Origin of the sequence: Salinisphaera sp. T31B1 (assembly GCF_040361275.1) — a bacterium.
In the GTDB taxonomy this organism is placed as follows: domain Bacteria; phylum Pseudomonadota; class Gammaproteobacteria; order Nevskiales; family Salinisphaeraceae; genus Salinisphaera.
In genome coordinates this window covers 1314591-1341161 of the sequence record NZ_APNH01000001.1, presented here as the reverse complement: position 1 = coordinate 1341161, position 26571 = coordinate 1314591, and the positions used below count along the sequence as shown (strand labels likewise).

20 protein-coding genes are annotated in these 26571 nt (G+C 63.5%); 9 read left to right on the top strand and 11 right to left on the bottom strand.

Features of this window, described 5'->3' with window-relative positions:
* Positions 1-132: 132 nt before the first annotated feature.
* The 3 genes from T31B1_RS06105 to T31B1_RS06095 are packed head-to-tail and all read left to right on the top strand — an operon-like array spanning position 133 to position 3264.
* A complete protein-coding gene (locus T31B1_RS06105) occupies positions 133-1575 on the top strand; it encodes an amidase (RefSeq protein WP_353248552.1) in 1443 nt (480 codons plus the stop codon).
* Positions 1575-2825 (top strand): phosphatidylserine decarboxylase, encoded by a 1251-nt coding sequence (locus tag T31B1_RS06100; protein ID WP_353248551.1) that lies wholly within the window; start codon positions 1575-1577, stop codon positions 2823-2825. Before T31B1_RS06105 ends, T31B1_RS06100 begins: the two co-directional genes overlap by 1 nt.
* Positions 2826-2862: 37 nt before the next feature.
* The gene (locus T31B1_RS06095; protein ID WP_353248550.1) at positions 2863-3264 is read left to right on the top strand and encodes an ectoine synthase; all 402 of its coding nucleotides are present in this window, start codon (positions 2863-2865) and stop codon (positions 3262-3264) included.
* 586 nt (positions 3265-3850) lie between these two features.
* Here T31B1_RS06095 and T31B1_RS06090 read toward each other — a convergent pair.
* Positions 3851-4675, bottom strand: a complete 825-nt coding sequence (locus tag T31B1_RS06090) for a sulfurtransferase (RefSeq protein ID WP_353248549.1) — start codon at positions 4673-4675, stop codon at positions 3851-3853.
* A 426-nt stretch (positions 4676-5101) separates the two neighbouring features.
* On the opposite strand from T31B1_RS06090, the gene T31B1_RS06085 reads away from it, so the two are divergent.
* Genes T31B1_RS06085 through T31B1_RS06075 form a run of 3 tightly spaced genes read left to right on the top strand, consistent with a single transcriptional unit; the run spans position 5102 to position 9217 of the window.
* Positions 5102-6721, top strand: a complete 1620-nt coding sequence (locus tag T31B1_RS06085) for a hypothetical protein (protein WP_353248548.1) — start codon at positions 5102-5104, stop codon at positions 6719-6721.
* A complete protein-coding gene (locus tag T31B1_RS06080; protein ID WP_353248547.1) occupies positions 6708-7937 on the top strand; it encodes a hypothetical protein in 1230 nt (409 codons plus the stop codon). The genes T31B1_RS06085 and T31B1_RS06080 overlap by 14 nt, the downstream gene beginning before the upstream one ends.
* Before the next feature lie 2 nt (positions 7938-7939).
* Positions 7940-9217 (top strand): WD40/YVTN/BNR-like repeat-containing protein, encoded by a 1278-nt coding sequence (locus tag T31B1_RS06075; RefSeq protein WP_353248546.1) that lies wholly within the window; start codon positions 7940-7942, stop codon positions 9215-9217.
* Between the two features lie 292 nt (positions 9218-9509).
* Here T31B1_RS06075 and T31B1_RS06070 read toward each other — a convergent pair whose 3' ends face one another.
* Genes T31B1_RS06070 through T31B1_RS06045 form a run of 6 tightly spaced genes read right to left on the bottom strand, consistent with a single transcriptional unit; the run spans position 9510 to position 14898 of the window.
* Positions 9510-10415 carry an MBL fold metallo-hydrolase gene (locus T31B1_RS06070; protein WP_353248545.1) on the bottom strand — a complete coding sequence of 302 codons (906 nt, stop codon included), beginning with the start codon at positions 10413-10415 and terminating at the stop codon, positions 9510-9512.
* Positions 10416-10423: 8 nt separating this feature from the next.
* On the bottom strand, positions 10424-11698 hold the full coding sequence (locus tag T31B1_RS06065; RefSeq protein WP_353248544.1) for a TRAP transporter large permease: 1275 nt from the start codon (positions 11696-11698) through the stop codon (positions 10424-10426).
* A gap of 32 nt (positions 11699-11730) precedes the next feature.
* Complete coding sequence (locus tag T31B1_RS06060) at positions 11731-12243, bottom strand: TRAP transporter small permease (protein WP_353248543.1); 513 nt, start codon at positions 12241-12243, stop codon at positions 11731-11733.
* A gap of 7 nt (positions 12244-12250) precedes the next feature.
* On the bottom strand, positions 12251-13261 hold the full coding sequence (locus T31B1_RS06055; RefSeq protein ID WP_353248542.1) for a TRAP transporter substrate-binding protein: 1011 nt from the start codon (positions 13259-13261) through the stop codon (positions 12251-12253).
* A 48-nt stretch (positions 13262-13309) separates the two neighbouring features.
* Positions 13310-13621 carry a DUF4387 domain-containing protein gene (locus tag T31B1_RS06050; RefSeq protein WP_353248541.1) on the bottom strand — a complete coding sequence of 104 codons (312 nt, stop codon included), beginning with the start codon at positions 13619-13621 and terminating at the stop codon, positions 13310-13312.
* Between the two features lie 2 nt (positions 13622-13623).
* Positions 13624-14898: an acyclic terpene utilization AtuA family protein gene (locus T31B1_RS06045; RefSeq protein ID WP_353248540.1), complete on the bottom strand. Its 1275-nt coding sequence runs from the start codon at positions 14896-14898 to the stop codon at positions 13624-13626.
* A 250-nt stretch (positions 14899-15148) separates the two neighbouring features.
* Here T31B1_RS06045 and T31B1_RS06040 point away from each other — a divergent pair, with 250 nt between their 5' ends.
* Positions 15149-15847: a GntR family transcriptional regulator gene (locus tag T31B1_RS06040; protein WP_353248539.1), complete on the top strand. Its 699-nt coding sequence runs from the start codon at positions 15149-15151 to the stop codon at positions 15845-15847.
* Positions 15848-16162: 315 nt separating this feature from the next.
* On the opposite strand, the gene T31B1_RS06035 is transcribed toward T31B1_RS06040, so the two are convergent.
* Both T31B1_RS06035 and T31B1_RS06030 read right to left on the bottom strand, forming a co-directional pair.
* Positions 16163-17584 (bottom strand): NAD-dependent succinate-semialdehyde dehydrogenase, encoded by a 1422-nt coding sequence (locus tag T31B1_RS06035; protein WP_353248538.1) that lies wholly within the window; start codon positions 17582-17584, stop codon positions 16163-16165.
* A 161-nt stretch (positions 17585-17745) separates the two neighbouring features.
* Entirely contained in the window at positions 17746-19299 is a 1554-nt protein-coding gene (locus T31B1_RS06030; RefSeq protein WP_353248537.1) for an MmgE/PrpD family protein, read from the bottom strand.
* 643 nt (positions 19300-19942) lie between these two features.
* Between T31B1_RS06030 and T31B1_RS06025 the strand changes: the two genes are divergently transcribed.
* Both T31B1_RS06025 and T31B1_RS06020 read left to right on the top strand, forming a co-directional pair.
* Positions 19943-22381 carry a membrane-bound PQQ-dependent dehydrogenase, glucose/quinate/shikimate family gene (locus tag T31B1_RS06025; RefSeq protein ID WP_353248536.1) on the top strand — a complete coding sequence of 813 codons (2439 nt, stop codon included), beginning with the start codon at positions 19943-19945 and terminating at the stop codon, positions 22379-22381.
* A gap of 720 nt (positions 22382-23101) precedes the next feature.
* Positions 23102-24046, top strand: a complete 945-nt coding sequence (locus tag T31B1_RS06020; protein WP_502950932.1) for a mechanosensitive ion channel family protein — start codon at positions 23102-23104, stop codon at positions 24044-24046.
* A 39-nt stretch (positions 24047-24085) separates the two neighbouring features.
* Here T31B1_RS06020 and T31B1_RS06015 read toward each other — a convergent pair whose 3' ends face one another.
* Together T31B1_RS06015 and T31B1_RS06010 are read right to left on the bottom strand one after the other, a co-directional pair.
* Entirely contained in the window at positions 24086-25519 is a 1434-nt protein-coding gene (locus T31B1_RS06015; protein WP_353248534.1) for an MFS transporter, read from the bottom strand.
* Between the two features lie 135 nt (positions 25520-25654).
* Positions 25655-26503 carry an REP-associated tyrosine transposase gene (locus T31B1_RS06010; protein ID WP_353248533.1) on the bottom strand — a complete coding sequence of 283 codons (849 nt, stop codon included), beginning with the start codon at positions 26501-26503 and terminating at the stop codon, positions 25655-25657.
* Positions 26504-26571 lie beyond the last annotated feature (68 nt).

The window sequence follows — 26571 nt, the reverse complement described above, 5'->3', positions numbered from 1 at the left end:
CATGGTGCGACGCAGTATGTGCATGTTGCACTGTTTTGCCATCGGGATGACCCGATGCGATCGACCGCCGAACGTTTTGATGTGGCCCCGGGGACCGGCCACGGCGTCGATCGAAACGAGGAGGCACGACTTATGTCTGCAACCACTGCGCCGAAGAGCGAGGATCTCGGCCGGCTGAGCGCGCACGAGCTGCGCACGCTGTACGAATCCGGCGAGGCCAGCCCGGTGGACGCCACCCAGGCCGCGCTCGACCGGATCGATCGCTTCAATGACGCCGTCAACGCCTATTGCCACGTCGATCACGAAGGCGCGCTCGCCGCGGCCCGTGAATCGGCCGAACGCTGGGCGCGCGGCGAACCGCTGTCGCCGGTCGACGGCATCCCCTGCTCGATCAAGGATCTGGCCGAAGTCAAAGGCATGCCGGCCCGTGCCGGTTCGTTGACCACCAGCGACGAGATCTGCGACTACGACTCGCCGCCGGCGGATTTCATGCGCCGTGCTGGCGCCGTGATTCTGGGCAAGACCAATACCCCGGAATTCGGCTGGAAAGGCGTCACCGACAATCGCGTGTTCGGCGCCACCGGCAACGCCTGGGATACGTCGAAGACGTCCGGCGGCTCGTCCGGCGGTGCGGCTTCTGCGGCCGCGCTCAACATGGGCGTGCTGCATCAGGGCAGCGATTCCGGCGGCTCGATCCGGATTCCGGCCGGCTTCACCGGCGTGTTCGGCTTCAAGCCGACCTTCGGCTGGACGCCGCAGTGGCCGCCGTCCAAGTCGGCCATGCTCGCGAGCATCGGCCCGCTGACGCGCGACCCGCGCGATGCCGCGCTGATGCTCAATCAGATCGGGCGCTATCACCCGGACGATGTCTATGCCCGCGGCGGCCAGCCCGAGGACTGGGGCGCGGACATCGAGCCGTCCGTCGCCGGCCTGCGCATCGCCTATTCGCGCACGCTGGGCTTTGCCAACGTCGACCCGCAGATCGCGAAGGCGGTCGACCAGGTCGCCGAGCGCCTGGAAGCCCTGGGCGCCGAGATCGTCGAGGCCGATCCCGGCATCGAGGAGCCGATCGATATCTATCGCAAGATCTGGTTCACCGGCGCCCGCGTGATCTGGGAAAACATCGACGAGGACCAGCGCGAGATGCTCGACCCTGGCCTGGCGGAGAACGCCGAGCGCGCCGAGGACTGGGCCTCCACCGATCTGTTCCAGGCCATGGACGGCCGCGTACGTCTCGGCGCGCATATGGCGCGCTTCTTCCAGGACTACGACCTGCTGCTGACGCCGACGCTGCCGCTGGAAGCCTTCGCGGTGAATCATCAGGTGCCGCCGGATTCGGACATGCACGACTGGCAGGAGTGGGCCAACTTCTCCTACCCGTTCAACCTGACCGGCCAGCCGGGCGCCTCCGTGCCCTGCGGCTTCACCGACAACGGGCTGCCGATCGGCTTCCAGCTCACCGCCGAGCGCTATCAGGACACGCGCATCATGTCCGCCTGCCGGGCCTATATGGACGCGTACCCGCCGCGCTATCCGGACGTGCCCAACGAAAGCGCGCCGTCGGGAGGCCGGTGATGGCAGCAAACGACAAACCGGAAGCGCCCGATCGCGGCCAGACCCGGGCCGAGCCGGATACCGACCGCGTGATTCGCGATCTGCGCGACTACGTCGAGCGTGACGATCAGAACTTCGTCGAACTGCTCGAAGAGTCGCTGCGCAAGGCGCGCAGCCGCGCGGCCGACGCGCTCGACGATATTCTGTTCGACGCGCTGCGCTGGCCCGAGGATTTCGAGGCCTACACCGAATACGTCGCCGGCTTTCTGCGCTGGGTGCCCTATCAGGGACAGAACGAGGCCTGGAAGAAGCTCGGCGAGCGCGACCAGTACGAACAGGAAGTCTTCGACCGCCTCTGTCATTTCTTCTGGCTGATCGATCAGGATGTCGGCGACCAGCAGGACGCCGTGATCGAGAACGTCGACTGGTTCCGCGATTGGCTGCTCGAATGCGCCCGCGACTGGGGCACATTCCTGAACACCACCGATTCCTTCTCCGAAGAGATCCTGGAAACGTTCATCAAGAACGCGCCGCAGTACCGGATCGAGGAATCGCTGATCGACGGCAAGCCGAATCAGCCGAGCGGCTGGCTGACCTTCAATCAGTTCTTCGCCCGCGAACTCAACGCCGGCCTGCGCCCGATCGCATCCCGTACCGACAACCGGGTGCTCGCCTGCCCGGCCGACTGCAGCTATCAACGCCAGTTCACGATCGGCGAGGATTCCAAGATCCCCGGCACCCGCGTCAAGCGCACCCACCAATACGGCGACGTCTCCGAACTGCTCGGCGACAGTGAATACGCCGAGGCCTTCGCCGGCGGCACCTTCGTGCACTATGCCCTGCCGCCCTCGGCCTACCACCGCTACCACGTGCCGGTGTCGGGCCGGGTACGCGAGAGCTTCGCGGTCGACGGCCGGGCCTATCTGAAGGTAAGCCTCGCCGATGGCGGCTTCAATTCGCACGACGATGCCACCACCGGCTACGAGTTCTCGCAGACCCGCGGCGTGGTGATCCTCGATACCGCCGAATCGGAAGACGGCGACATCGGCCTGGTGGCCGCGGTGCCGGTCGGCATGTCGCATGTCGGCTCGATCAACCTCACCGCCGTGGAAGACACCGACGTCGCCAAGGGCGAGGAGTTCGGCTACTTCCTGTTCGGCGGCTCGGACATGATCCTGATCTTCCAGCGCGATGTCTCGCCCCAGTTCGATACCGAAGGCGGCTTCAGGCCGTTCGGTTCCGAAATCGGCCGTTGCGACCTCCGGTCATAGCCCGAATTTTTCTTAACCACCCGAAGGAGATAGAGCCATGCTCATCCGTACTCATAAAGATGCCGAAAACGATGCCGTCGAAGACGACAAGTGGATCAGCCGCCGCTATACGCTGCGCGCCGACGGCATGGGCCACTCGATGCACGAGACCTACATCAAGCCCGGCAAGGAACTCCACATGTGGTACAAGAACCACAAGGAAACCGTGCTGTGCATCGAAGGCGAAGGCAAGATCCAGGACCTGACCGAAGGCGGGGAATGGGAGCTCAAGCCCGGCGTGCTGTACGCGCTGGACAAGAACCAGCAGCACATCCTCTCCAGCGAGAAGGGCATGACCGTGATCTGTGCCTTCTCCCCAGCGCTGGTCGGGCCTGAATCGCACGACGAACAGGGCAGCTACCCGCTGCTGGACGACGACGGCACCGTGATGCGTCGCTAGCAAGGCCCTCGTATATCGTCGGCTACAAGGCTCGGGCTCGGGCTCGGGCATACGCCGGGGCCATTGTGGCCGCCGGTGTACGGGTTGCGTGTCAGCGCAGGGCATAACACGTGCCGTTCAACCGCGCTCGTTGACTGAAGTGTACCTATCGCGCCTGAGCGTTATACCCCCCACACGCGCCGCCTATACACAACATCATGCGCATGTTTCCGTATAGGACGGCCCCATCGTTGCGCCCGTTTTTCTTGCTTCGATGCGCTAGCGTAGGTAGCCGCATTCGCTGCGATCGGCCCACGCCGGCGAGCGTGTGAAGCGCTTACACATCTGCGAGCGAAATGCTCGTACACCGTGTTCGAGCCGGCCGCCCGTCGTGTGCTACGCCAGTCGCTGCTCGCCGGGGCGTCTCGCCGGCGAAGGCGGCTTGACCGGTGACGAGGCCGGCAAGATCGAGATCACGACCGTGCGTGCCTACGTTGCCTTGGTCCACAACAAGGCCCGGCCGGCATCAAGAAACGCCGCTTCCGGGTCGGGATATTGGGCGACTGAACACCGGCGAACCAGTTCCGGAGACCCGGCGGTTCAGCCGCTAGGCCGCCCCGGTCGCCACCGGTCGCGACGGGTCGCTACTCCAGGCGCTCCACGAGCCGGGATACAGGCGCGGCAACGGCCGGCCCAGCACCGCGCAGGCCAGGATCAGCTGGCAGGCGCTCACCCCGGAACCGCAGTAGCTGATCACGGCGTCGCCGGCGGGCAGCGCCCGGGCCAACTCGTCCGGCGATAGCAGACGGGACTGCGTATCCAGCAGCGACGAGGCGGGCACGTTGTGTGCGCCCGGAATATGGCCGGCCGCCGGATCGAGCGGTTCGTACTCGCCGCGAAAGCGCTCGCCGGCGCGGGCGTCGAGCAGCACCGCATCGCCGCGCGCCACATCGTCGGTCGTGGCGATCAGGCTGTCGTCGAACGTCGGCGTCCAGTCGCTGGGCGTCGGCTCCGTGGTGTCGCTCGACACCGGATAATCGCCAGCACGCCAGGCAGGCCAGCCGCCATCGAGCACACAGGCCGCGGGATGGCCGACCCAGACGAGCATCCACCAGGTACGCGCCGCGGCAATGGCCCCGCCCTGATCGTCGTAGACGACCACCGGGCGCTCAGGCGTGACACCCCAGCGCCGCAAGCGCTCGGCGAACGCCGCCTTGTCCGGCAACGGATGGCGCCCGCCTTCGGGCGACGGCGGCGCGGACAGGTCGCGATCCATATCGGCATGGCGCGCGCCGGGCACATGGGCCTCGCGCCAGAGCGCACGGCCGGCGTCGGCATCCTGCAGCCGCGCTCGCGCATCGAGCACGACGACATCGCGCCCTTCGTCCAGCCACTGCGCGAGCGTGCTCGGCTCGATCAATACGTTGTGCATGACAATCCCTTTGGAAACCCGCGAATCGAAAAGCCGGCATTGCATCACGGTCGATCGAATCTATGCCCGCCGGCGCGCGCGCACAACCACGTAACGGGTCCCGCGGCGTGCGGCGTACTCGACACGAATAAGATAGGCGGTATGACGGCAAGGACCCTGACGGACCGCGTACCGGCGGGGATTCACGGCTGCCATGTGGTTGAGTCGGCAAAAGAATCGCACAGAAATACCTTGCGCGTCGGGTTGTTTCCCGGCGGCCCCGTTCGTAAGCTTTGCGACGCCGACTCGAGCCGATACGAGTTCGGCACGCCGACTTCCCTGGCGGACTTGTGGCGCGCGTTATTCACCACCTGCGCCCTGTCCGGGGAATCGTTCGGCCGCGATTCGGCGCCGGTCCGGTCGCGGTGACAGCCAGAGCAACACGGAATGACATCGCCGGGGCATCTGACATACCACCATGATCGCGCCGATCTGCGCGGTGCCGCCGTGCTGGCGTTCTTCGGCGGGCTGGTCCTGCTGGCGATCGCGCTGCCGATCCTGCATCACGTCGTCGCCGGACCCGTGGCGCTCGGCGTGGGTGCTACCGCCGTCGCGGCCTGGGTGCTGGCCTGGGGCGTGCTCGGGTATCGGTCGCGGGCTGCTCGCGGTCGCGAGGAAGTCGTACGGTTCGACGATACCGGCTTCGAATCACGGCTTTTCGGGCGTATCGCCTTCGCCGATGTCCGTACACACACCACCGACTGCGATTCGCGGCTGTTCCGCTGGGAGATCAGCGCCCCGTCGATGACGCTGCGCCTGGCCGACGGACGCCGGCTGCGCTTTCATCTGGACAGCCGCTATTACCAGCAGGACCTGCAGGACTATGTCGCCTTCATCGATGCCGTACAGGCCGGTCTGCAGGGCGAAGGCGCGGCGTCGGCTTCACTGCCCGGCGCTGCTGCCCTGTTCGGCGAGACGGCGAACGTGGCGCCGGCCGACCGGCCGGAGCGCGTAGCACATTCGGCCGGCGCCACAGCGCCGCGACAGGCCGAACCGGCGCCCGCTAAGGCCCGGCCGACCCAGCCTGCCCGCTCGAGCCGGCGTGCCACCGACGACGACAAGCCCGGGAAACGAGAGCGCCGGTCGGCAGCATCGACCATGAGCCGCGCCAACCGCGACGCCGATCGTCGTTTCAGCCAACAGATGGCACGACACAGCAAGTGGGTTGCACTGGCGGTCGTCCTGCTACCGCTGACGTACAGCATGCGTGCCTGCGATTCCGGCCCGATCAAATCGATGATCGCGCCGAATCCGTTCGAGGGCATGAAGGAGGAGGCGCCCAAGGCGCTCGAACGCAGTGCGGGCGTGCTGCAGCTCGCGGTGGCCGAACAGGGCCCGGTCTATATGTGGGGCCCGGCCGACAGCGACCGCCGGTTCAAGCCCCTGCTCGCGCCGAACATCAAGACGCGCCAGAGCGGTATCGACATGCTGGATACGATGAACACGGCCGGCAGCATCACCGACTTCATCGTCGGCGGTGAGGCCGAAGGCTATCGCATGGGCCTGCAGCACGACGATACGGCCACGCTGACGTCGTATTCACAGATCTCGCTGCGCCCGGTGGACGGCGAATACACGCTGGCGTTTTTCGTGTTGCCGCCACCCGAGGCAGACGACGCCGCACGCCCCGGCGGCTTGCCGCAGATGCACTGGCGTATCCGTTATCGCGAGGTCGCCGATATTTCCGCCAAGCTCGATGAATTCAACGGCGGGCTGCCCATGCCGATCATCACCCGCTGGCTGAAGATGACCCCGCGGCCGACCCTGGTCGTGACCGCATCGCGTTACCAGGGCATGACCGACGAGGCGTTCGAAGCGGCCATCGAGGCAGTGAAAGCGGACTTCGCACGCCGCGGCATCGAGACGAACGGTTTCGAAATACAGCGTTTCGACGACGGTACGGTCGAAAACGCCGGCCCGGCACAGCGCCCCGCCTCGCAAGCCGATGGCGTAGGCGCGGCGCCCGACACATCAGACAGGAGCTCGGGCCCCGATGTCGTCCAGTAAACCCGACCCCTCTACGCCCGAGCGCACCGGCACGGTATTTTTCGTGCGTGCGGCCTGTCGCGAACTCAAGCAGATGTCGATCGAAAACGGTATATCGATCGGCCGGCTGTGCACCGACGCCGGCGTGTTCTTCTTCGATCGCGACCGCTTCGATAGCGCCCTGCTCGGCCGCGGCCTGCGGGGCGACGAACAGGTGGTCATCGGCGCCCATCGGCTGGCCGATGGCACGGCATGGCTGCACTGGCTGGCGCGCAGCAACGGCGATATCTGGGCGCCCGAGCCCGATCGCCGGCCGTGGCTGGCGCCGCTGGCGCTGGTGCTTTCGCCGCTGCCGGTGGCCGCGGCGCTGGCGTTGCCGACGGCCGCCAATATCTTTGTCGTGCTGCTACAGATCATCCTGTGCGTGGTGGCCGGTTTCACCCTGATATGGGCGCTCTACCGGCTCGCGGTGATGGTCCACCCCGGCCGGCGCAAGGTTCGCCGCGGGCTGCGGGCGTTTCGGGCCGGCGAACTCGATCCCCCGCACCGGCCCGGCCCATGCCGCACGCCGGACACGCTCCAGCTTGCCGACGGCGTGCACGGCGGTCTCGGCGTTCTGCAGGACCGGCTCAGCGGCGTGTCGGTGGCGTTTCGGACCTACGGCGCCGGCCGTACCAGCTACAGCGTGCATGAATATCGCCTTGCCTGTGCCGGCGAGCTGTTCTCGCTGCGCACCGGCGCGTGGGAGCTGCGACGCTTCATCGACCCGATCCTGATCCGCCGTGCGCCGCTGTTCCTGGCCGCTGGCGATCAAGTGACGTTGTTGTCCCTGGTCGCCGACGGCGAGATCCGCGGCGTGCTCAACGGCAACGACGGTCTGGCCCATGTCACCTACAAGGGCACCGGCAATACGCCCATCGCACGGCGGTTCGTGCTTGGGCTCGCCGCGTTCTTCATGGTCTTGTTGCCGGCAATGGGCATCAGCTTCGAGGTCTACGACTGGTACGCGCGCGGCGTCGGGCCCGACTACTGGGACTGGGTCGGCCTGCTGAGCTTCAATGCCGGCATGCTGCTGATCGTCATGCTCATCCTCAGCGGGCTGGGCCTGATCGGCGCCATTGCGCATTCGTTTTATATGCGTAAACGCGGCGATCGGCCGATCGAGAAAATCCTGGGCATCGCGTTCGCATGGCGCCGGCGCGCCGGCCATCGCCCCACCGTCAACGAGTTCTACTGATCATGCTGCCCGTCTGGATACGCCCGTGGCTGCTGGCAGCGTTGCTGTGCTACTGCATTTTCGGCGTGTACTGGTATCTGATGGTCGGCTATGCCCAGGGCTGGCACGAAGACGAGCGACAGACGCTGGCGAGCACGCTCGTCGAGCCCATGGCCTGGGATTCGCTGGAGGCCACCGCCGCCGGCGACGATGCGCTGATAAGTGTGGAATCGCGGGGTCGCGATCCCGAAGCCGAAGCCTGTGCCAGCGACGGCGCCTGCCGCAGCCGTTGCCACGCCGAAGGCCAGGTGGCCGCCGGGCCGGACCGGCCGGTGCTCAACTGCCTGGTGAGTCTGCCGCCCACCGACAAGAGCGAAGCCGAGCAGCGTGTCGACCGGCTGATGCGCCAGCGCCATCCGCTCGGCCTGAGTTATCTGCTGCGTAGCGATGGCCGCAAGGTCACCGCAGTCGCGCGCCTGCAGGGCGAGATTCAGGCGATGCGCTGTGGCACCGAGGGGCGCTGCTATCTGCTCGCCAAACTGCCCGATGTCGACGACCGGAGCGTCTTCGTATCCGACGATTTCGGCCATCACTGGCGTCTGGCCGCCCAGGGCGTGCTCGAAAGAGCCTATGTACCCAGGATCGTCGGCATCGACGGGGACCGCGTCTGGGTCGACGGCTTCAAGCGCCTGTATCTGTCGTCCGACGGCGGGCGCCACTGGCGGGTGCTCGCCGACGACGAACGCCTGCTGACCTATCGACCGGAACTGATGAGCGGGTCGTTGACCCACGACAAGAACACCGACCATTTCGACTGGTACCGGGACGACACCGGCATGCTCCATGCCGTGGCCGGCGGACGCTATCAGAGCACGCCCGACTCGGTGATGCTCCAGGTGGATGCCGACAGCGGCGAGATCGTGTCCGCAACGAAATACGACGGCGGCTTCTCCTATATCGAGAACGGGCCCGGCGGGCAGCTTTTCGGCATCTATCGGTCTAACCGACGCGAACGCGACACGCTCTACCGGATACGCGGCGGCGAATTGCAGCCGATACGGGTCGGCGGCCACCAGCCCTTGCGCACGCTGGTGGCCAACGACCACTGGCTGTTGCTCGACGTCGGCCAGAACGACGGCGAACACCGCTCGCTCAGCCGCGACGGCGGCCAGACCTGGCAGGCCATGGACACGATCCGCGTCCGCGATCGCGACGTGTTCGACCCCACCGGCGCCGGCCTTCTGCGCTTCGGCTATACCGATCGCAGCGAATACTTCCCCTATTACTGGATTCGGCCGTAGTGCGTTGCCGGGCCGTCTGCCGGTGCTTGTACAACGCGCCGCGAACCGTTTATGCGGCAGTCATTGTTCAAACGTCGACCGCGTGCAGCCTGGCCTGATCGTCTTTCGACGAGGCGCAAATTGCCAGTCACGCACGACTGCAGATGATCATCCAGAAACAATCGGAGTCGTGATAATCCGTTTGTGTACTGTCCGTTGCCCGCACGGCCTGTCCCTGGGCAAACCGTTGAGATAAAAGCTCCAGGATCCGCTGACACAGGGCTCGACGTACGAAGATCGGAGCGCGCGACGACTAGTCGTCTCTGCGCGTGGTTCGCCCATCCACGAAACGGAACGACAGACCGTGAGTATCGTGCTCGACATATCCGGCGTGGGGGGCCATGAAATGGCCCGGCAGTAGTAGCGTCCCCTGACTCAGACAACGTTCCAGTATTCTCGCCCGCGTACGGTTGGCATCGGTCGGATTCTCACACCCCATGCAACTCCAGTCGGGGTGGTGAATCTGAATCGGATGGTGGATCACATCGCCGGTGAATACGCCGGATTCACGGCCCGCGTGCAGCCAGATGGCAACATGCCCCTCCGTGTGACCAGGCGCAGCTTCGATGGTAATGAGATCATCCAGTTCGTAGCCATCATCGACGATCAACGCCTTGCCGGCCTCGACGATCGGTAAAACACTATCGATGAAACTCTGCAAATGATGGCCGGGTTCATCGGCCGTATTCGTCTCGAAGCGTGCCTGCCAGATTTCGTGTTCCCGACGGCTGATCACGTATTTCGCGTTGGGGAAGGTCGGCACCCATCGTCCATCCACCAAACACGTGTTCCAGCCCACATGATCGGCGTGCAAATGGGTACACATGACGTAGTCCACGTCGGCGGGCTTGACGCCCAGCGCTGCCAGGCGATCGAGAAACGGTGTGTTCAACTCATGCCAGGCCGGCCGCGTCGGGCGCTGCTTGTCGTTGCCGACACATCCGTCGATCAACACTGTCAGCCGCGGCGTGCGAACCAGCCAAGAATGCATGCTCAACGCGATACGATTGGTGTGCGCATCGAAATGCAGCGGCGAAATCCAGTCCTCGTGTCTGGCGAAGTCTTCGCGTGTCGAGTGTTTAAAGAATTGTTGCGCATCGAAGCTGTGGTCATCGGTTTCCCAGACCACATCTAAGCGCGTATCTCCAAGCTTGATCATTCGGTCGCTCAATAGACCCAGGACACCAGGCCCGGGAAGAGAATGATGAGTAGCAGTCCGAGCGTCATCAACAAAACGACGTGGATGAGCTCGGGCCACATGGCACGGACGTCGATAGCGATGATCTTTGCGGCCACGAACGCACAGACCCCCAACGGAGGCGTGATCGCGCCGAGCGATAGATTCACGATCATCAACACACCGAATACCACCGGGTCGACGCCAGCGGTCGTCACCACGGGCAGCAGCACCGGCGTGAGAATGACGATGATCGCGATCGTCTCCATGAACGTGCCGAGTACGAGCAACAGTACGTTGATCATCAGCATGACGAGTATCGGATTGTCCGATACCGACAGCACGAGCGTGGTGAAATGCTGCGGGACCTGTTCGGCTGACAGAATCCAGGCGAGCGGCGAAGAGGTGGCAATGATCAACATGATCGATGCCGTCGATCGGCCGGACGCGACCAACGTCGACACGACGCCGCGTAAATCCAGGCCACGATAATAGAACACGCCGATGAGCAGTACGTAGATCGCGCCAACTGCCGAAGCTTCCGTGGCAGTGAACACGCCGCCGAATATGCCGCCAAGGATGATCAACGGCATGACCAACGCGGGCAATGCGGCCTTGCTCGCCTCGCCTAAGCTGATCTGAGCCAGCTCGGCTTTTGCAAGCCCATAGCCCCGCCGGCGGCTTACGACGTACGCATAGGCACACAGCATCGCCGCTATGAGCAACCCCGGCACCACGGCGCCGGCAAATAGCGACTTGATCGACGCGCCGGCAATCGCGCCGTAGGTCACGAGCGCAATGCTTGGCGGCATGACCGCCCCGAGCGATCCAGATGCTGCCTGAAGCGACGCAACAAAGCCCGGACGATACCCTTGGCGGACCAACTGCGGTTCCATGATCTGACCGATCGCCGCAGTCGAGGCGACCGCAGAACCTGTCAAGGCGCCAAAAAACGTCGTGGCAACAACGCTCGCGATCGCCGAACCGCCCGGCAGGCGCCCGATCAGATACAGAACCAGCCGCATCAAGCCTTCGCTGGCGCCGCTACGCTCCATCAGCACGCCGCACCAGATGAAAAGTGGCAACGCCAGCAGCACGAATGAATCGATACCGGCCACGGTCTGCTGGGCAAGAATCGGAATCGGCGGGTATCCGCTGAGCGTGACGTAGAGCAATACCGCGCACGCCTGTGCAAACGCGATCGGGACGCCGGCCAGAATCAGCGCCAGCAGCACCGCGAGCATCAATAGAATGGCAGTCGACATCAGCTAATCTCGAATCGAAAGCATCGGTTGGGCTAACGCGAGATCGGCCGACGCCGGGCCATGAACAGATCGAAGACGCTCGCTGCCATACGCAACACGGCAATCAATATAAAACCGCCCCCAGCCACCGCGGCGGCGAGGTACATGTACACCGACGGAATACCTGTGGCCGGCATCTTCGAGATGGAAACCACCGGATAGAGCTTCCACGCACCGTAGGCCAGCATCACGCCCGTGGCGCCGATCGCGGCGTACTTGACGAATGCCAGGAAACGGCCGAGCACGCCGTCAGGCTTGAACACCTCGATAGCGATGTGTTCGTCCACGATGGCCAACTCGAGTGCGCATAAGAACGTGAACCAAATCAGCGACAGGCGAGCAATTTCGTCTGCCCAGGACAAGGCGGATCCGAACACATATCGGGCCACGACCTGGCCGAGCGTCGCCACGATGAAGATGAACCACCCCACCACCGACACCGACTCAATCGCGCGGACGACCGCGGTGGCTACCTTTCCGGAGCCGAATTTATGCGCAGTAGCCACGGTGATCTCAGTCGTCGCCGAGAGACGAATATTTCTTCAATGCAGCCCATACGTCCGGCGAGAACTCTTTTTTGTATTTTCTATACACCGGTTTGAGTTCGGCGCGCATCGCATCGCGATCGATATCCGTGACGATCTGCATGCCTTGGTCTCGCAAAAACGCCAGAATTTCTTTTCGGTTCGACTCAAGTTCCGCGGTTACCTGCGGACCGATCTTCGCCGCCTGCGCAAGCAAAATGTCGCGCTGCGCCTGTGTCAACGATTTGAACCGCGACGAATTCATTCCGAGAAAATAAGTCGACGCAATATGGTTCGTGAGCGTCAGATACTTCTGCACCTCGAAAAAGCGCGATCCTTTGATAATGAACAGCGGGTTTTCTTGGCCGTCTACCGTACCCTGCTGCAGGGCCGTGAATAGCTCCGGAAAGGCGATGGGTACCGGACGCGCGCCAAGCGCCTTGAAGGCATCGATACGGATCGGCACTTCAGCCACACGCAGCTTGAGCCCTTTGATATCCGAGGGCTTTTCGACCGGCCGCACGTTATTGGTGAGCTGACGAAAGCCGAATGGGAAATAGCCGATAGGACGCACGCCAAGCGCGGTCAACTTCTTGCCGAGAATCTCTCCAAGGTCGCCGTTATAGGCCGCAGCCATCTGGGCATAGCTGTCCCAGACATATGGCACCTCATCGATAGAAAAATCGTCGCCAAGAGGTGCCTGCGTATTGACACCCAGCGCCGCCATGTCGATCGCCCCGAGACGAACCTGTTCGCTGAGCTGTCGGTCGGAGCCGATCGTAGCGCCGCCATATACCTTCACGCTGATGTCGCCGTCCGACGCTTCGTTCACGTTTTCAGCGAAGGTCTCCAACGCCCGATGAATCGGTGAGTCGATAGGCAGCTCATGGCCCAGCCGTAAATTCAGACTCTTCGCAGCCGCGTTGCCAGAGAACACGGCGGCCGCGGATACGGCGATCAGCAGTCCGCAACGGACCCATCGGATACTAAGACGTTTCATGATTATCTCCCCGGCTGTCTCTTTTGATTAATTGGTTATGGATCCCGATCAAATCGGGATATCGATATCCAGCAACGGTGCATGCTGCTGCGCCCCATAGACATCGGTATCACCGATATCGCCTGCGCTCACCGCGCGAGGAATCGTTGCCTTGAACGCTAATGCAGGTGCGTAGGGCGTAAACAACACGTCTGACTCGGCAACGTCGTAGAGCCTGGCGAACAGCGCTGCGTTGAGCACGTCGCTGTCGGCGACGCGCTTGAAGGTATCGACATCGTCGAACACGACATCGATCGTGAGATGGAACGGTCCCGCATTCTTGCTTTTGCAGACCTTGGCGATATCACGAATCAAAGCCATCGTTAGCCTCCCACCTGCTCGTATTCAATTGGAAACATAGCGGTCGGACTGTCGGTGTCCACTATGTGGTACACGCTGAACCGATAGTGAGGGCCTAACTCGATATCCGAGGGAGAGAACGGAATAGCCATATTTCCCTCCTTGCAGAGACGCCCCGGAAAATCGGAATGCAGCAGTGTGGTGCGGGCGATGGCCACAACCGCATTCGCCTCGTCCTGCGTCGAGGCCACGACTTCGATCACGAAACCAAGCTCGTGGCTCGTAATCTCGGTGACGGGTTCGCGGGCGCCCATCACGCCGTTGCGGCCATAGACCCGGAACGACAAGCCATAACTCTCGGGTGACACACCGAAGGCAGCGGTCTTCTCGGCCACGATTTCGCGTGAACGCTCCAGATAGGGCTCGATCGTATCGATGAGCACCGGGTCTCGGGTACCGCAGATCGCCAGCGCTCTGAATCCGGTCTGTTCGACGCCTTCAAGTTTGACGGTGTATTGCGAAGCCGGCAGCCATTTCATGCCGGTGATCCGCACGGCGCGATCGCTTACGGCCTCGAAGACACATTCGGTGGTGTCCAGCATGCCACCCGGCTCGAAATGATGGACCGGACTCGCGTTTTCGTGGAGGCTGAAATTAGCGACCGATAGCGGCGTACAGCGACGCTCCTGGCTGGTCGGCTCGCATTCGACGTAGTCGGCGCCCACGGTGACGAACAGGCAATCCTCTTTCTTGGGCAGTGCCGGCTCGGCGCCGCATTCCAGCATCTTGCCGGCATACCATGCCTGGGCTTCCGGCAGGCCGGCCCGACGGACCATGGCGACCCACGGCGCGGGATCGGTGCTCCGACCCGAGATGATGACATCGGCACCGGCATCCAAGGCGTCCATGTAAGGCTCTGGCCCCATGGCACCGACGATACGAGTGGCCCGCTCCACGGTATCGGTGGTCAACGGTGGCCGGCTGCCCAGGGCGTTGACTCGCCCTGCTTCAACCCACTCGATGACATCCGCTTGCGCCTGCTCCGAGTGAATGATGGCAAGCTTGAAATGCAGCCCGTCCTCCTGGGCGATCTGGCGAACCATGTCCACGATATTCGCGACGTGCGGCGAACCGCCGGCGCCTCCCGCAGTCGACACGGCGACCGGAATTCCCGCCTCAACGCCGGCGTTCAGCATGAGACGCAGGTCACGGCGCATGGCCAGGTTGGAGCAGAATGCCTTGCCGGCTCCTAGGAAGTATGGGCCGGGATCGACGCTGCCGCCGTCGACGCCGATCATATGCGGCTTGCGCGCTAGTCCCGCACGCAGCGATTCTTCTGGAAAGCCGTAGCCAAGAATCGCGGTCACGGCGAGTAGTCGGACCTCGTTCAAAATAATCTCCTGCAGCGAAAGACACCGCTGTTCGTGGGTGCGAGACGACGATATGCATATTGTCGACAATAGTCAATACACCTGTCGACATTTGTAACATTGCGGCCGTTGTGTTGAATTATGCGCAACAGCCGCTCACCCATACGCAGGAAAACACTTGGAATTCGACCGCCCTCCCTCTCTCAGCGCGGTCACGGCGAAGGCCATCGCGGACGCGATCATGACCGGCCAGTTCGCGCCGGGACAACGCCTACGCGAAGTGGAAATTGCGTCATTACTGGACATAAGCCGTGCCCCGTTGCGGGAGGCTCTACGCGAACTAGCCTCTGACGGCCTGGTTGAGATTCGTCCTAACCGCGGCGCGTTCGTGGCCGATCCGTCTCGGGAGGAGATCGCGCAGATGAGTGTCACGCGCGGGCTGATCGAAGGCGCGGCTGCGCGGCTAGTTACGCATCGCGCTCAGCCAGCATCGCTGCGTCGGCTCGAAGATCTCATGACCACGCTTCTGTCAGCGAACGAACAGAACGATCGTACGAACGTGTTCCGCTCCCATTGGGATTTCCATCGCGCCGTCTGCGAGGAGTCCGGCAATGCATCGCTTCTGCGTGCGTGGTCATCGGCGAGCAGTCTGTTGCGCATTTACTATCGAATGCAGCGCACCGACGCGATCGTGACAAGCAATCGCGCTTTTCTGAAAATTATCCAGGAGGGCCGGCCATCGATAGCCGAGGCGGTATTCCGTGGCCAGATTATCCGTGTGGCGTTTCAGGTCGTCGAACTCGAGATTCCGCCCGAAGTCGCGGCCTACACATCGCACTACCTGGACGCCGACGGAGCCGTGGTGGAGGCGCGCTAGCCAAGTTCGTGTTCGCGTCATGTCAGCCATAAAGACCAACGCTCGACGTGGCCCGAGCCAACGGCGTGCCCGACGCATCGCCGGCGCAGCGCCACTGGCGTCTGTACGCCTGCGACTTGTCGCAAGTCACCGCACCCCGGCCCGCCACCGAGCGCCACCGCTAATCGTCAGCGCGACGGTGCGGCAGGACAGGCGCTGACGCGCACCGGTTCGCCGACTACAACGCCTGGCGCCCGACCGTCACGCACGCCGACGACGGGCCGGGGCACCGCGTAATGCCTCTCCGACCCGCCCTCCCGACGGACGCAGCGTGTCTCAGACGATCATGCCGCCCGTCTTGGTCTCCAGATATTCGGCGATGCCTTCTTGGGCGCCCTCGCGGCCGAGGCCGCTGTCCTTCATGCCGCCGAACGGCGCGGCCGCGCTCGTCGGGTTGATATCGTTGATCCCGATGATGCCGAAGTCCAGGCCCTCGAACGCGCGCATGGCGGTCGAGAGTTTGTCGCTGTAGACATACGCCGCCAGGCCGTACTCGGTATCGTTGGCCAGCGCGATCAGGTCGTCCTCGTCGCGATACGTGATCACCGGCGCGACCGGGCCGAAGGTCTCTTCGCGATAGATCTTCATCGCGGGGGTGACGCCCGACAGAATCGTGGGCGCATAGAAATGCCCGGCCGCGAAGGTCCCTTCACGCAGGCGCTCGCCGCCGTGGTGCAGCTGTGCGCCCTGGGCAACGGCGTCCTGGACCTGGACCTCGATCTTGTCGATGGCGGCTTCGTTGATCAGCGGGCCGATGCCGATGCCCTCGTCCATGCCGTTGCCGACCTGCAGACGGGCGACCCGCCGGGTGAGCTCGCCGAGAAACGCCTCGGCGTGGTCTTCGTGCACATAGATCCGGTTGGGGCTGATACAGGCCTGGCCCATGTTGAGGAACTTGACCAGCGACAGCCCCTTGGCCGCATACACCGGATCGGCATCGGGAAACACCAGCGCCGGGGCGTGGCCGCCCAGTTCCATGGACACCCGCTTGAGATGGAGTGCAGCCTCGGCGTTGAGCTTGCGCCCGACCGCGGTCGAACCGGTGAAGGTGAGCTTGCGCACGCGCCGATCGCTGCAGAAGGCGCGGCCGGTGGCCGTCGGGTCGGACACGGTCAGCAGGTTGACCACGCCCTTGGGAAAACCGGCTTCCTCAAAGATCTCGAACATGGCACGGGCGCACAACGGCGTGCTTTCGGCCGGCTTGAGCACCACCGTACAGCCGGCGGCCAGCGCCGGACCGAGCTTGCGCGTGATCATGGAGATCGGATAGTTCCAGGGCGTGATCGCGCCCACCACGCCCACCGGGTCGCGGCGCACCATGAATCGCTGGTCCGCACGGGCCGACGGCACCATCTGGCCATAGACGCGCTTGGCTTCCTCGGCGAACCAGAGCAGGAAATCCGCGCCGTAGCCCACCTCGGCCAGCGAGGCCTTGAGCGGCTTGCCCTGCTCGCGGGTCATCAATTCCGCCAGCTCGCGCTTGCGCTGGTTCATCAGCTCCCAGGCACGATAGAGCAGTCGGGCGCGGTCATAGGCCGTGGTCGCACGCCAGCCGGCGAACGCCGTATGCGCCGCACCGATCGCGGCGTCGATATCCGCGTCGTTGCAGTCGGGCACCGTATCGATGGTTTCGCCGGTCGCCGGATTGGTGACCGCGAACGTGGGCCGGTCGGTCAGCCATTCGCCGTTGATGAACATCCTCTACTCCAGAAAGTGGGATAGCCCGCTCGGGCAAGCACGCCCATTAACGGCTATTCAGATCAAACACGTGCACCGCGTAGGTCTATACAGAACGGCCCCGGCGCACGCAGACGCCGGGGCCGCAGTGTCGCGCGACGAGGTCGCGAGGCAGGCAGACGCTAGTAGATACCGTTTGTATCCGGTGCTTCCAGCTTCCCGGCATCCACGACGAGGTTGATCGTGGCCAGGTCGTCGCCGGAGAGCGAGTCCATGCCGTCGACCGCTTCGATGAAGCGGGCGCGTTCGCCATCCGACACCAGGTCCTTGGTGTAGTCGGCGAGCTTGGCTTCGTAGTCGGGGCGCTGCCAGGGGGTGTCGCCGCCCGGGTGGGCGTTGGCACGGGTCTTTTCGTCGGCGACTTCCTTACCGTCGGCCAGGCTGATGATCATGCGGCCGCCGTAGGCCTGCACGTTCGGGTCCTGGTCGTGGTAGAGGTCTTCCCAGCGCTGGTCGAACTGGGTTTCGATCCGCGCCATGATCGCGCGCAGCTCGTCTTTCTCGGACTGCGTCGTCTGGTAGGCGCGATCCTTGTGGAATTCACCGGCCTGAATACAACGGGCGATGGCGAACATGATGCTGTGATCCAGCGTGCCGCGCGGCGAATCCGGATCGATCTTCTGCGGGTCCTGGGCGTCGGTGCCGATCACGTGGTGGGTGTGATGGCTGGTTTCCAGCACGATCTTTTCGATCTGATCGAGGTCCACGCTGTCGCCCTTCTTGGGCAGCTGCTCGCGCAGTTGCAGCGCCAGGTCGATGATGGCCTGCCCCTGGTATTCAAAGGCGTACTGCTTCGGATAGGTCTTCATGATGTTGCGCAGCGCGTCGACGCCCGGCTCGGCCAGCTCGACCTTGTAGACCGCATTTTCGTCATCGCGACCGTTCAAGAAGCGGCGGATGATGGAATCCACGCCTTCATAGACCGGGTTCGGGCCCTTGAGGCCGTGCATGGCGTGATTGACAGCCTTGATGGAGATCTCGGCCGAAAAGCCCGGCACGAATTCCTTCTGGGCGCCGATATCGCCCTTGCGCGACTGGCGCGAGGAAATGGCGTTGTGCACCGCGAAGTTGATCGCGTGGTAGGTCTGCTCGGTGTCGAGCCCCAGCATGGACGAAATACCGGCGGCCGTGCCCGCGGCGATATGGGTCATGTGATCGACCTTGTGCTTGTGCAGGCAGATGCCGGTGCCGTCGCCGGTGCCCACCAGCGCCACGTGCACTTCATAGGCCACCACGATGCCGCGCAGGATGTCGGCACCAGATACGCCCAGGTGCTGGCCGACGGCAATGATCGGCGAGATGTTGTCGTCCGGGTGCGAATACTCGGCGGCCAGATAGCAGTCGTCGTTATCCAGAAAACGTACGGCCACGGCGTTGGCAAAGGCGGCCGGCACCGGGCCGAACGTATCCGTCAGCCCCCAGACGGTCGCCTTGCCGGTGCCCTTGGCACTCATGGCGTCGGAGCGTGCCACCTTGACCGCGCGTTCGTTGGCCGCGCCGAGTGCGATCGCGGCGTTGTCGATGATGCGGTTCTTGGCCATCGCCACGGCTTCGTCGTCCTGCGGCGCGTCTTTCGCGCGCGTGGCCAGTTCGGCCAGCTTCCAGGCGAGTTGCTGTTCGCGGGCGAGGTCGCCGCTGGTTTTCTCGACGGCAACGGTGTGGATCGTAGCGGTCATACAACACATTCCTTCTGATTGAACGGGCTCGCCGGCAAGGCACGGCATTTTTCTAGGGCACCGATGTTAAACGATTTGGCGATCGGCCACGCCCACGACGACATCGAGACCGGCCTGAGCCGAATAATCAGCGTTACCGTACCGATCGGCCGGCACGTCATGGCCGGGCACGGCGACGTGATCGAGCGCGCAGCCGCCAGCGACCACACAGCGACCCAAAAACGGCACGGTACCTACGCCGGGCATCTTTTCGATGAGGTGGCAAACCCGCTGACGAGATCGGTCGTTTCGATACCGGAACAACGAGTAATCGGACGGCGACGCGCCCGGCATTGCGCAGCACGACCGGACGATCCCGAAAACGCGCGCGATGGAGAGCCCGTCGATAGTCGCGCTTGTAGGGACGGCCTTCGCCGGCTGGCGGGCGCCAGGCCAGCGTCTCCTCCGGCGCGGATGTGACTGAACACGCAGGAAAACTTCGACAGCCAACGGTGGCCGGGGCTGCGGCGCTCACCGGCATAGCATACCAACGACACGAATCCCTAGGCTCGCATCAGCGCGCGGGCCGACGAGCAAGCGCTGGTATGGCCTGCTATTCTTTTACATGTATATAGCAATTAATGGCACAAGGGGTGTCAAAACGATGGAACGAAGGAATCGTCTGACCGTGGTCATGGGTGTGGCTGCGGTCGTTTTCGGCCTGCTGCTGACGGCCGAGGGCATCTGGCTGACGCGTGTCGGCGGCACGCCGGCGTATCTGGTGGGTGGCATCGGTTATCTGCTCGTCGGCGGGCTGCTGATCGCACGCCGCGGCATCGCCTTCTGGCTGCACCTGGTGCTGTTCGCGGCCGTCGTCGTCTGGTCGTTCGCCGAAACCGGCTTCAATCAGTGGACGGTTTTCACCGCGATCCCCCGGCTCGACGTAACGCTGTTGATCGCCTTGCTGTTGATGCTGCCCTGGGCCTGGCGCGGCATGGCCTCGGCCAAGGCGCCGGCGCTGACGACCGGCCTGGCATCCATCGGGCTGATCGTCGCCGGTATCGGCGTGCTGCTGAGCATGCCGTGGATCAGCCATCCCGATGGCACGGTCGCGAATAACGACAGCGACGACCACGTCACCCTGCCGACGACATCGGTCGACCCTGACGACTGGCCGAGCTGGGGCCGTACCAAGGGCCAGAGCCGATTCTCGCCGCTCGACCAGATCAATGTCGATAACGTCGCCCAGCTGAAAAAAGCCTGGACATATCGCAGCGGCGACATGAACCACGCCTATGACGAATCGCCGCATTGGGGCTCGGAGGCCACGCCGATCAAGATCGGCAACACAGCCTATACCTGTACGCCCAACGCCTGGGTCGTGGCACTCGATGCCACCACCGGCAAACAGCAGTGGAAGTTCAAACCCACGGGAATCGACGATTCGGTCAACAACTTCGTCAACTGCCGCGGCGTGGCCTTTTACAAGGCACCGTCCGATTATCAGGCACCCGACGGGAGCCAGATGTGCGCCACGCGCATCATCGCGCCCACCATGGGTCGGTATATCGTCGCTCTGGATGCCAGGACCGGCAAGAAATGCCCGGGCTTCGGCACCAATGGCATGATCGACCTATCGCAGAACATCGGCCCGATGAAGCCCGGCACGCTGGTACAGACCTCTGCACCGTTGGTGATGAACGGCCGCGTCTATACCGGCGGCAACGTCTTCGACAACTGGTACTGGGGCGAGCCGTCCGGCGTCGTGCGCGCCTGGGACGCCGTCACCGGCCAACTCGTCTGGCACTGGGATCTGGGCAAGACCAACCCCACCGCGCCGTTGGCAGACGGCGAGATCTATACGCCGTCGACCCCCAATGTGTGGGGCCGTATCAGCGGCGATCCGGACAACGATATCGTCTACCTGCCCACCGGCAACGCCACGCCCGACTACTACGGCGGCAATCGCCGGCCGTTCGACGATGAATACTCCGGCTCGATCGTGGCGCTCAACGCGAAGACCGGCAAGGAACTCTGGCACTTCCAGGAAGCGCACACCGACCTGTGGGATTTCGATATCCCGGTCGGCCCGACTCTGGTGCAATGGCCCGACGGGCATGGCGGACACACGCCAGCGCTGGTGTCGACCAACAAACGCGGCCAGGTGTTCGTACTCAACCGGCTGACCGGCGAGCCGATCAAGCGCGTCGTGGAACAGCCCGTCCCCGGCGGGCCGAGCGACGGTGTCTACAACAACGGCTGGCTGTCCAAGACCCAGCCCTACTCGCCCGACGAACCGCAGTTTCCGAAACACGACCTGAGCGCCACCGATATGTGGGGCGCAACGCCGTTCGATCAGATGTGGTGCCGGGTGCGGTTCCAGCAATCGTATTACAAGGGTGATTTCACGCCGCCCACCCGGCAGGGGTCGATCATGTTTCCGACCTTCGACGGCACCAGTGACTGGTACGGCGCATCGTTCTCACCCGACGGTCAGATGAATATCGTGGCCAACTATCTGCCGTTCATTGGGACCCTGATCCCGCGGGACGAAGCCGATCACCCTCCGGCGATACAGCGTTGGGATGGCAAGGGCCTGCCGCCGGACGGTTATGGCGGCGGCACCTGGAAGCCGCAGTACGGCCTGGCCTACGCGATCCACCTGCATCCGTTCCTCAGCCCGATCAAGATGCCGTGCAACGCGCCGCCCTGGGCCACGATCAACCAGATCGATCTGGCCAGCGGCAAAACAAAGTGGTCCGCGCCGCTGGGCAACAGTCGCCATACCGCCCCGTTCAACCTCAAGCAGAATCTGCCTTTGCCCAGCAGCGTGCCGGATCTCGGCGGCGGCGTGATGACGGCCGGCGGCCTGACCTTCATCGCCGGCACCGCCGACAACATGCTGCGTGCCTACGACACCGATACGGGCAAGGTGCTGTGGTCGACCTACCTGCCGGCCGGCGGGCAGGCGAATCCGTCGATTTATCGCGGCGCGGACGGCCGCGAATATGTCGTGATCACGGCCGGCGGCCATCAACCGTTGGGCACGTACCGCGGCGATTACACCATCGCCTTCGCGCTGCCCCAAAAGCCGTCCACATAGACGATACGGCGCAGGGCCTTGCCGGCAGAGGATGATTGGCGTGTCGGATCGAGCGCGTAGGCGTATGCCTGCGCGCCAAGGTCAGCGGCCGCGAAGCCTCTGAACAGCAACGCCGGACAACCTCCGGCGTTGCTTTTTGATCGCGTGGCTATCGACGCCGGCTGCCAGGCTCGGCAATGCAATCGCATCGGTATGGGCAGCAGACACGTCGCAGAAATCGGCCGCCGGCAGCAAGCACTCGGCGTCTCCCCCGGGCGCGGCGGCAAGCTGCGCTGGAACGGCTGCTGTTTCGAATGCATCCGATCGACGAACGCGTCGTCTCAGCCGTATCCGATTCGCAGACTCGTCGGCCGGCGAACGAGCGCGTGTCCGGCTACGCGTGTTCCAGGCAACGGAATCAATAACCTGCGCCATAGCCCGGCTCACGAATTTCAGCCCCGGGCCAGAATCTTTCAGCGGTCACGTGCAACCCGGCCCCACATCGCCGCGAACAGTCGGTGGAACAGCGCATTTGCATCCATAGTTCGACTCGCGTCCAATAGAACGCATAGGCAATCAGATTGCCTGCCATCGAATTACCCGACTCGCCGAATGTCCGATCGAATATCGCGATCTGCGTAAGTGGCCTCGCGGTTTCGATGCTTGGGTTCGTCTGCCGATCGGCCGGCGAGGCCCCGCCAACTTTACGAAAAACCACCACCCAAGGGGTAAGCGATGGAAATGCTGCAGCACGCGTGGGAAAGCGTGCGGTCTTTTCTACACAGCCTGTTCACGACCAACGTGGTCGATGGTCAGAGCCTGTCGGACTACATCACGCTCAAGGCGATGCTGACCGTGGCCGGCGACGTCGTGCTGGCCATCATCATTCTGATGATCGGGATGATGATCGCGCGCTGGGTCGCCCGGCGCCTGCGTCGTACCGCGCAGGCGCGCGGCGATCTCGACAATACGCTGTTCAAGTTTCTCGGCTCGATCGCGCGCTACGTGATCCTCGGGTTCACGTTTCTCTTCATCCTCAACACCTTCGGTATCCAGACCACATCCATCATTGCAGCACTGGGTGCCGCCGGTCTGGCCGTCGGCCTCGCTCTGCAGGGCACGTTGTCCAACATCGCCTCCGGCGTGATGATCATTCTGTTTCGTCCGTTCGCCGAGGGCGACTTCGTCAGCGTGGGCAACGGCGAGATGGGCACGGTGAACGAGATCTCGATCAACTACACGGAGCTTGCGACCGTCGGCAACGTGCAGGTGATCGTGCCGAACTCGGATGTTTGGGGTAACACGATCCACAACTACTCGGTCTACCCCAACCGGCAGGCAGAGTGGACATTCGGCGTCAGCTACGACGCCTCGCTTGCCGAAGCCGAGCGCGTGATCAGCGAGGCCATCAAAGCCGACGACCGTACCCAGACCGACAACGAACCGCTCGTGAAGGTGAGCGGCCTTGGCGCCAGCTCGGTGGATTTTCTCGCCCGAGCCTGGGTCTCGGCGGACGATTATTTCCTCTATCAAAAGGACATCCTGCGCGCGGTGAAAGAGGCCCTGGACGAAGCCGGCATCGGGATCCCCTACCCGCATCGTACGATCGAGTTCCGCAACGGCCTCCCGGAGACCGGAACGGCGGCCGAGGACGGCAACGAAGACACGCCGGCGCGAGACGGCTAACGGACCGCTTATCGCGTGCTGACGAGCAACGATCGCCGGCTACCACGCGCCTCGATGTTCTGGCACCCGCGCAATGACCGGTATCGCACAGAGCAGAACCACCGCAGCCACGAAGTAGATCCATGACTGGGCCTCGGCAGGGTCGCTGGAGCTGGCAATGATCGCGGTCGCGATCGAGATGGTCGCGATCCGCCCCACCTGCATGCACATGGACCGCAACGCCGCGATTGAAGGTGCCCTGTCCGGCGCCAGCTGCAATCCGGCGTTGCGGCTGGACGGGTTCATGGTGCCACCGCCGACGCCGAACAGGAACGTCGCCCCCGCCAGCCAGACATACGGCGGCACGCCCCACCAAGGCGCGGTGGATAACAGCACAAAGCCCATCACGATGAACGCGGCACCGAAATACATCGGCGGCCGATAACCGGTACTACGCAATGCGAATGCGGCCAGCGAGGAAAACGTAATCGCAGCAATACCCTGAGCGGCGAGCAGGGTACCGGCATCGAAAGCGTTCATGCCGTACCGGTTGATGGCATACAACGGCACCAGCACCAATAGACCGATGCTCGCACCCCCATAGAGGATATTGATCAAATTGACGGTGCCGAAACCCGTCCCATGAATCAGCCGCGGATCGATAAAAGGATTGGGCTTGTTCCTGATATGACGCAGGAAATAACCCAGCGCGCCGACGCCCAGAACAAGCGGTGCCAGGAACGACACCGACCCTGCGTGAATTTCCGGCTCGGCCAGATGCGTTACCGCAAACATGGCAAGCAGCAGCCCAACGCCAAAGATCACCAGACCGGTCATATCGAACCGTGCGCGGCGCAACGGCGTTCGCGGTTGATCGCGCGGTACGTATAAGTAGACCAGCGCAGCGACCGTCAGGCCAATGGGCACATTAACGAGGAAGATGCCGCGCCAACTCCAATACGTTACGAACAGGCCGCCGAATATCGGCCCGATCATCGCACCGACCGGAAAGATGCTGCCGAACAAACCCACGTAGCGGTCGCGCGCCGCGCCGAAATGCTGAACGATAATGCCCGTGGCGGCGGGCGTGAAACCCGCCCCGCCTGCGGCTTGTAGCGCACGCAGTGCGATCAGCGTGGCGATATTGTCGGACAGGGCACAGCATAGCGAGGCCGCACTGAACACGGCGACCGAACCCAAGAAGACGTTGCGGTTGCCAAAGCGCACAGCGAGCCGACCGCTGACTGGCAGCATCACGACGAAACCGAACGAGTAAATCGTGATGGTCCAGCTGGCCCAGTTGACTGAAGTATCCAGCCCGGCGGTGAGGGATTCCAGCGCGGTCGCGACTATCGTGCCGTCCAGCGCCATCATCATCAGCGCACAGCCGATCGTGGCAAAAATCCGAACCCGCGGCACCGGTACGTGCTGTTCGGCTAAGCCTGTTGGCTCTTCGGCGGGCTCGTCATCGCAGTCGGCGCTCATCATGTGCATTATACAGCGTCAGGGCGCGTCTAAGCGCTCGTTTTAGAACCGCTGCGGCCTCTAGCGAAACCAGGCCGAACACGCCTGCCACTTTTTTATACACAGTGGTTTACGCTCAACGCCCATCATCGAACGCGCCGGTATTCACGAACCGCACTCGGCGGTCCGCACGACCCGGCTGACCGTCGAATAATGCACGCCGAAATAGGCCCCGATCTCGGCCATGCTGTAACCGCCGGAGCCGAAGGCCGCAACGATTGCTTCATTACGCGTATTGCTCTGGGCAGCATAGTCGGCCAACGGCCTGGCCCGCCCGGCCCGCTGGGCACGCGGCACTTCGGCAAGCGAGCGGTTGGATTGATCGATCTTCGCGCGCATGCGATCGACGAACGCATCGTCGCCCAGCAGCACTTGATTGGCGAGCGCTGCCCACGGCGCGGGCTGGCCGCGACCCTCGGTCACGAACCGCCGGTAGGCGAGCTGTGATTCTTTCAACCGATCGCCGAACGCCGACAGAACCCAATCGGTGGTGAGAAAACCTGGCACGCCCGCACGCCCGGACGTTGCGCGGTAACTGCTCCACGGCCAATCGCCGGCACTGCGCACCATCTGCGCTCGTACCGGGTTGAGCACGACATAACGAGCCACTTCCAAGAGATACGATTCCTTCTGCACGAGAATCGCCTTGTAGCGTTCCTGGAACAGATGCCCCACGCGGCCGTGCCGGCGATTGCTGTACTGGGTATACACCCCGTTCAATTGCCGCATGCCCTTAGACAAATTGCCGTCCGGCGTTTCGATCAGCAGGTGATAGTGGTTCGTCATCTCGCAGTAGGCGTGCACCAACCAGTTGAAGCGATCGGCGACACGCGCGAGAACATCCAGAAACGCGTGCCTGTCTTCATCGTCCTCATAGATCGCTTCCTGGCGATCGCCGCGGGCGGTGACGTGATAGAGCGCGCCGGCGAATTCGAGGCGGAGCGGTCGGGCCATAACTGGCTTGCTGTTGCGGTTTTGAGTTGATTCTAACGCGGTTATGCACGATGCAAGACCTGACCCCA

What these genes read in the sequence shown, in the direction of transcription:
- T31B1_RS06105 (WP_353248552.1), top strand. Translation starts at nt 133, where the DNA reads ATGTCTGCAACCACTGCGCCGAAGAGCGAGGATCTCGGCCGGCTGAGC.
- T31B1_RS06100 (WP_353248551.1), top strand. Translation starts at nt 1,575, where the DNA reads ATGGCAGCAAACGACAAACCGGAAGCGCCCGATCGCGGCCAGACCCGG.
- T31B1_RS06095 (WP_353248550.1), top strand. Translation starts at nt 2,863, where the DNA reads ATGCTCATCCGTACTCATAAAGATGCCGAAAACGATGCCGTCGAAGAC.
- T31B1_RS06090 (WP_353248549.1), bottom strand. Translation starts at nt 4,675, where the DNA reads ATGCACAACGTATTGATCGAGCCGAGCACGCTCGCGCAGTGGCTGGAC.
- T31B1_RS06085 (WP_353248548.1), top strand. Translation starts at nt 5,102, where the DNA reads ATGACATCGCCGGGGCATCTGACATACCACCATGATCGCGCCGATCTG.
- T31B1_RS06080 (WP_353248547.1), top strand. Translation starts at nt 6,708, where the DNA reads ATGTCGTCCAGTAAACCCGACCCCTCTACGCCCGAGCGCACCGGCACG.
- T31B1_RS06075 (WP_353248546.1), top strand. Translation starts at nt 7,940, where the DNA reads ATGCTGCCCGTCTGGATACGCCCGTGGCTGCTGGCAGCGTTGCTGTGC.
- T31B1_RS06070 (WP_353248545.1), bottom strand. Translation starts at nt 10,415, where the DNA reads ATGATCAAGCTTGGAGATACGCGCTTAGATGTGGTCTGGGAAACCGAT.
- T31B1_RS06065 (WP_353248544.1), bottom strand. Translation starts at nt 11,698, where the DNA reads ATGTCGACTGCCATTCTATTGATGCTCGCGGTGCTGCTGGCGCTGATT.
- T31B1_RS06055 (WP_353248542.1), bottom strand. Translation starts at nt 13,261, where the DNA reads ATGAAACGTCTTAGTATCCGATGGGTCCGTTGCGGACTGCTGATCGCC.
- T31B1_RS06050 (WP_353248541.1), bottom strand. Translation starts at nt 13,621, where the DNA reads ATGGCTTTGATTCGTGATATCGCCAAGGTCTGCAAAAGCAAGAATGCG.
- T31B1_RS06045 (WP_353248540.1), bottom strand. Translation starts at nt 14,898, where the DNA reads ATGATCGGCGTCGACGGCGGCAGCGTCGATCCCGGCCCATACTTCCTA.
- T31B1_RS06035 (WP_353248538.1), bottom strand. Translation starts at nt 17,584, where the DNA reads ATGTTCATCAACGGCGAATGGCTGACCGACCGGCCCACGTTCGCGGTC.
- T31B1_RS06030 (WP_353248537.1), bottom strand. Translation starts at nt 19,299, where the DNA reads ATGACCGCTACGATCCACACCGTTGCCGTCGAGAAAACCAGCGGCGAC.
- T31B1_RS06025 (WP_353248536.1), top strand. Translation starts at nt 19,943, where the DNA reads ATGGAACGAAGGAATCGTCTGACCGTGGTCATGGGTGTGGCTGCGGTC.
- T31B1_RS06020 (WP_502950932.1), top strand. Translation starts at nt 23,102, where the DNA reads ATGCTGCAGCACGCGTGGGAAAGCGTGCGGTCTTTTCTACACAGCCTG.
- T31B1_RS06015 (WP_353248534.1), bottom strand. Translation starts at nt 25,519, where the DNA reads ATGCACATGATGAGCGCCGACTGCGATGACGAGCCCGCCGAAGAGCCA.
- T31B1_RS06010 (WP_353248533.1), bottom strand. Translation starts at nt 26,503, where the DNA reads ATGGCCCGACCGCTCCGCCTCGAATTCGCCGGCGCGCTCTATCACGTC.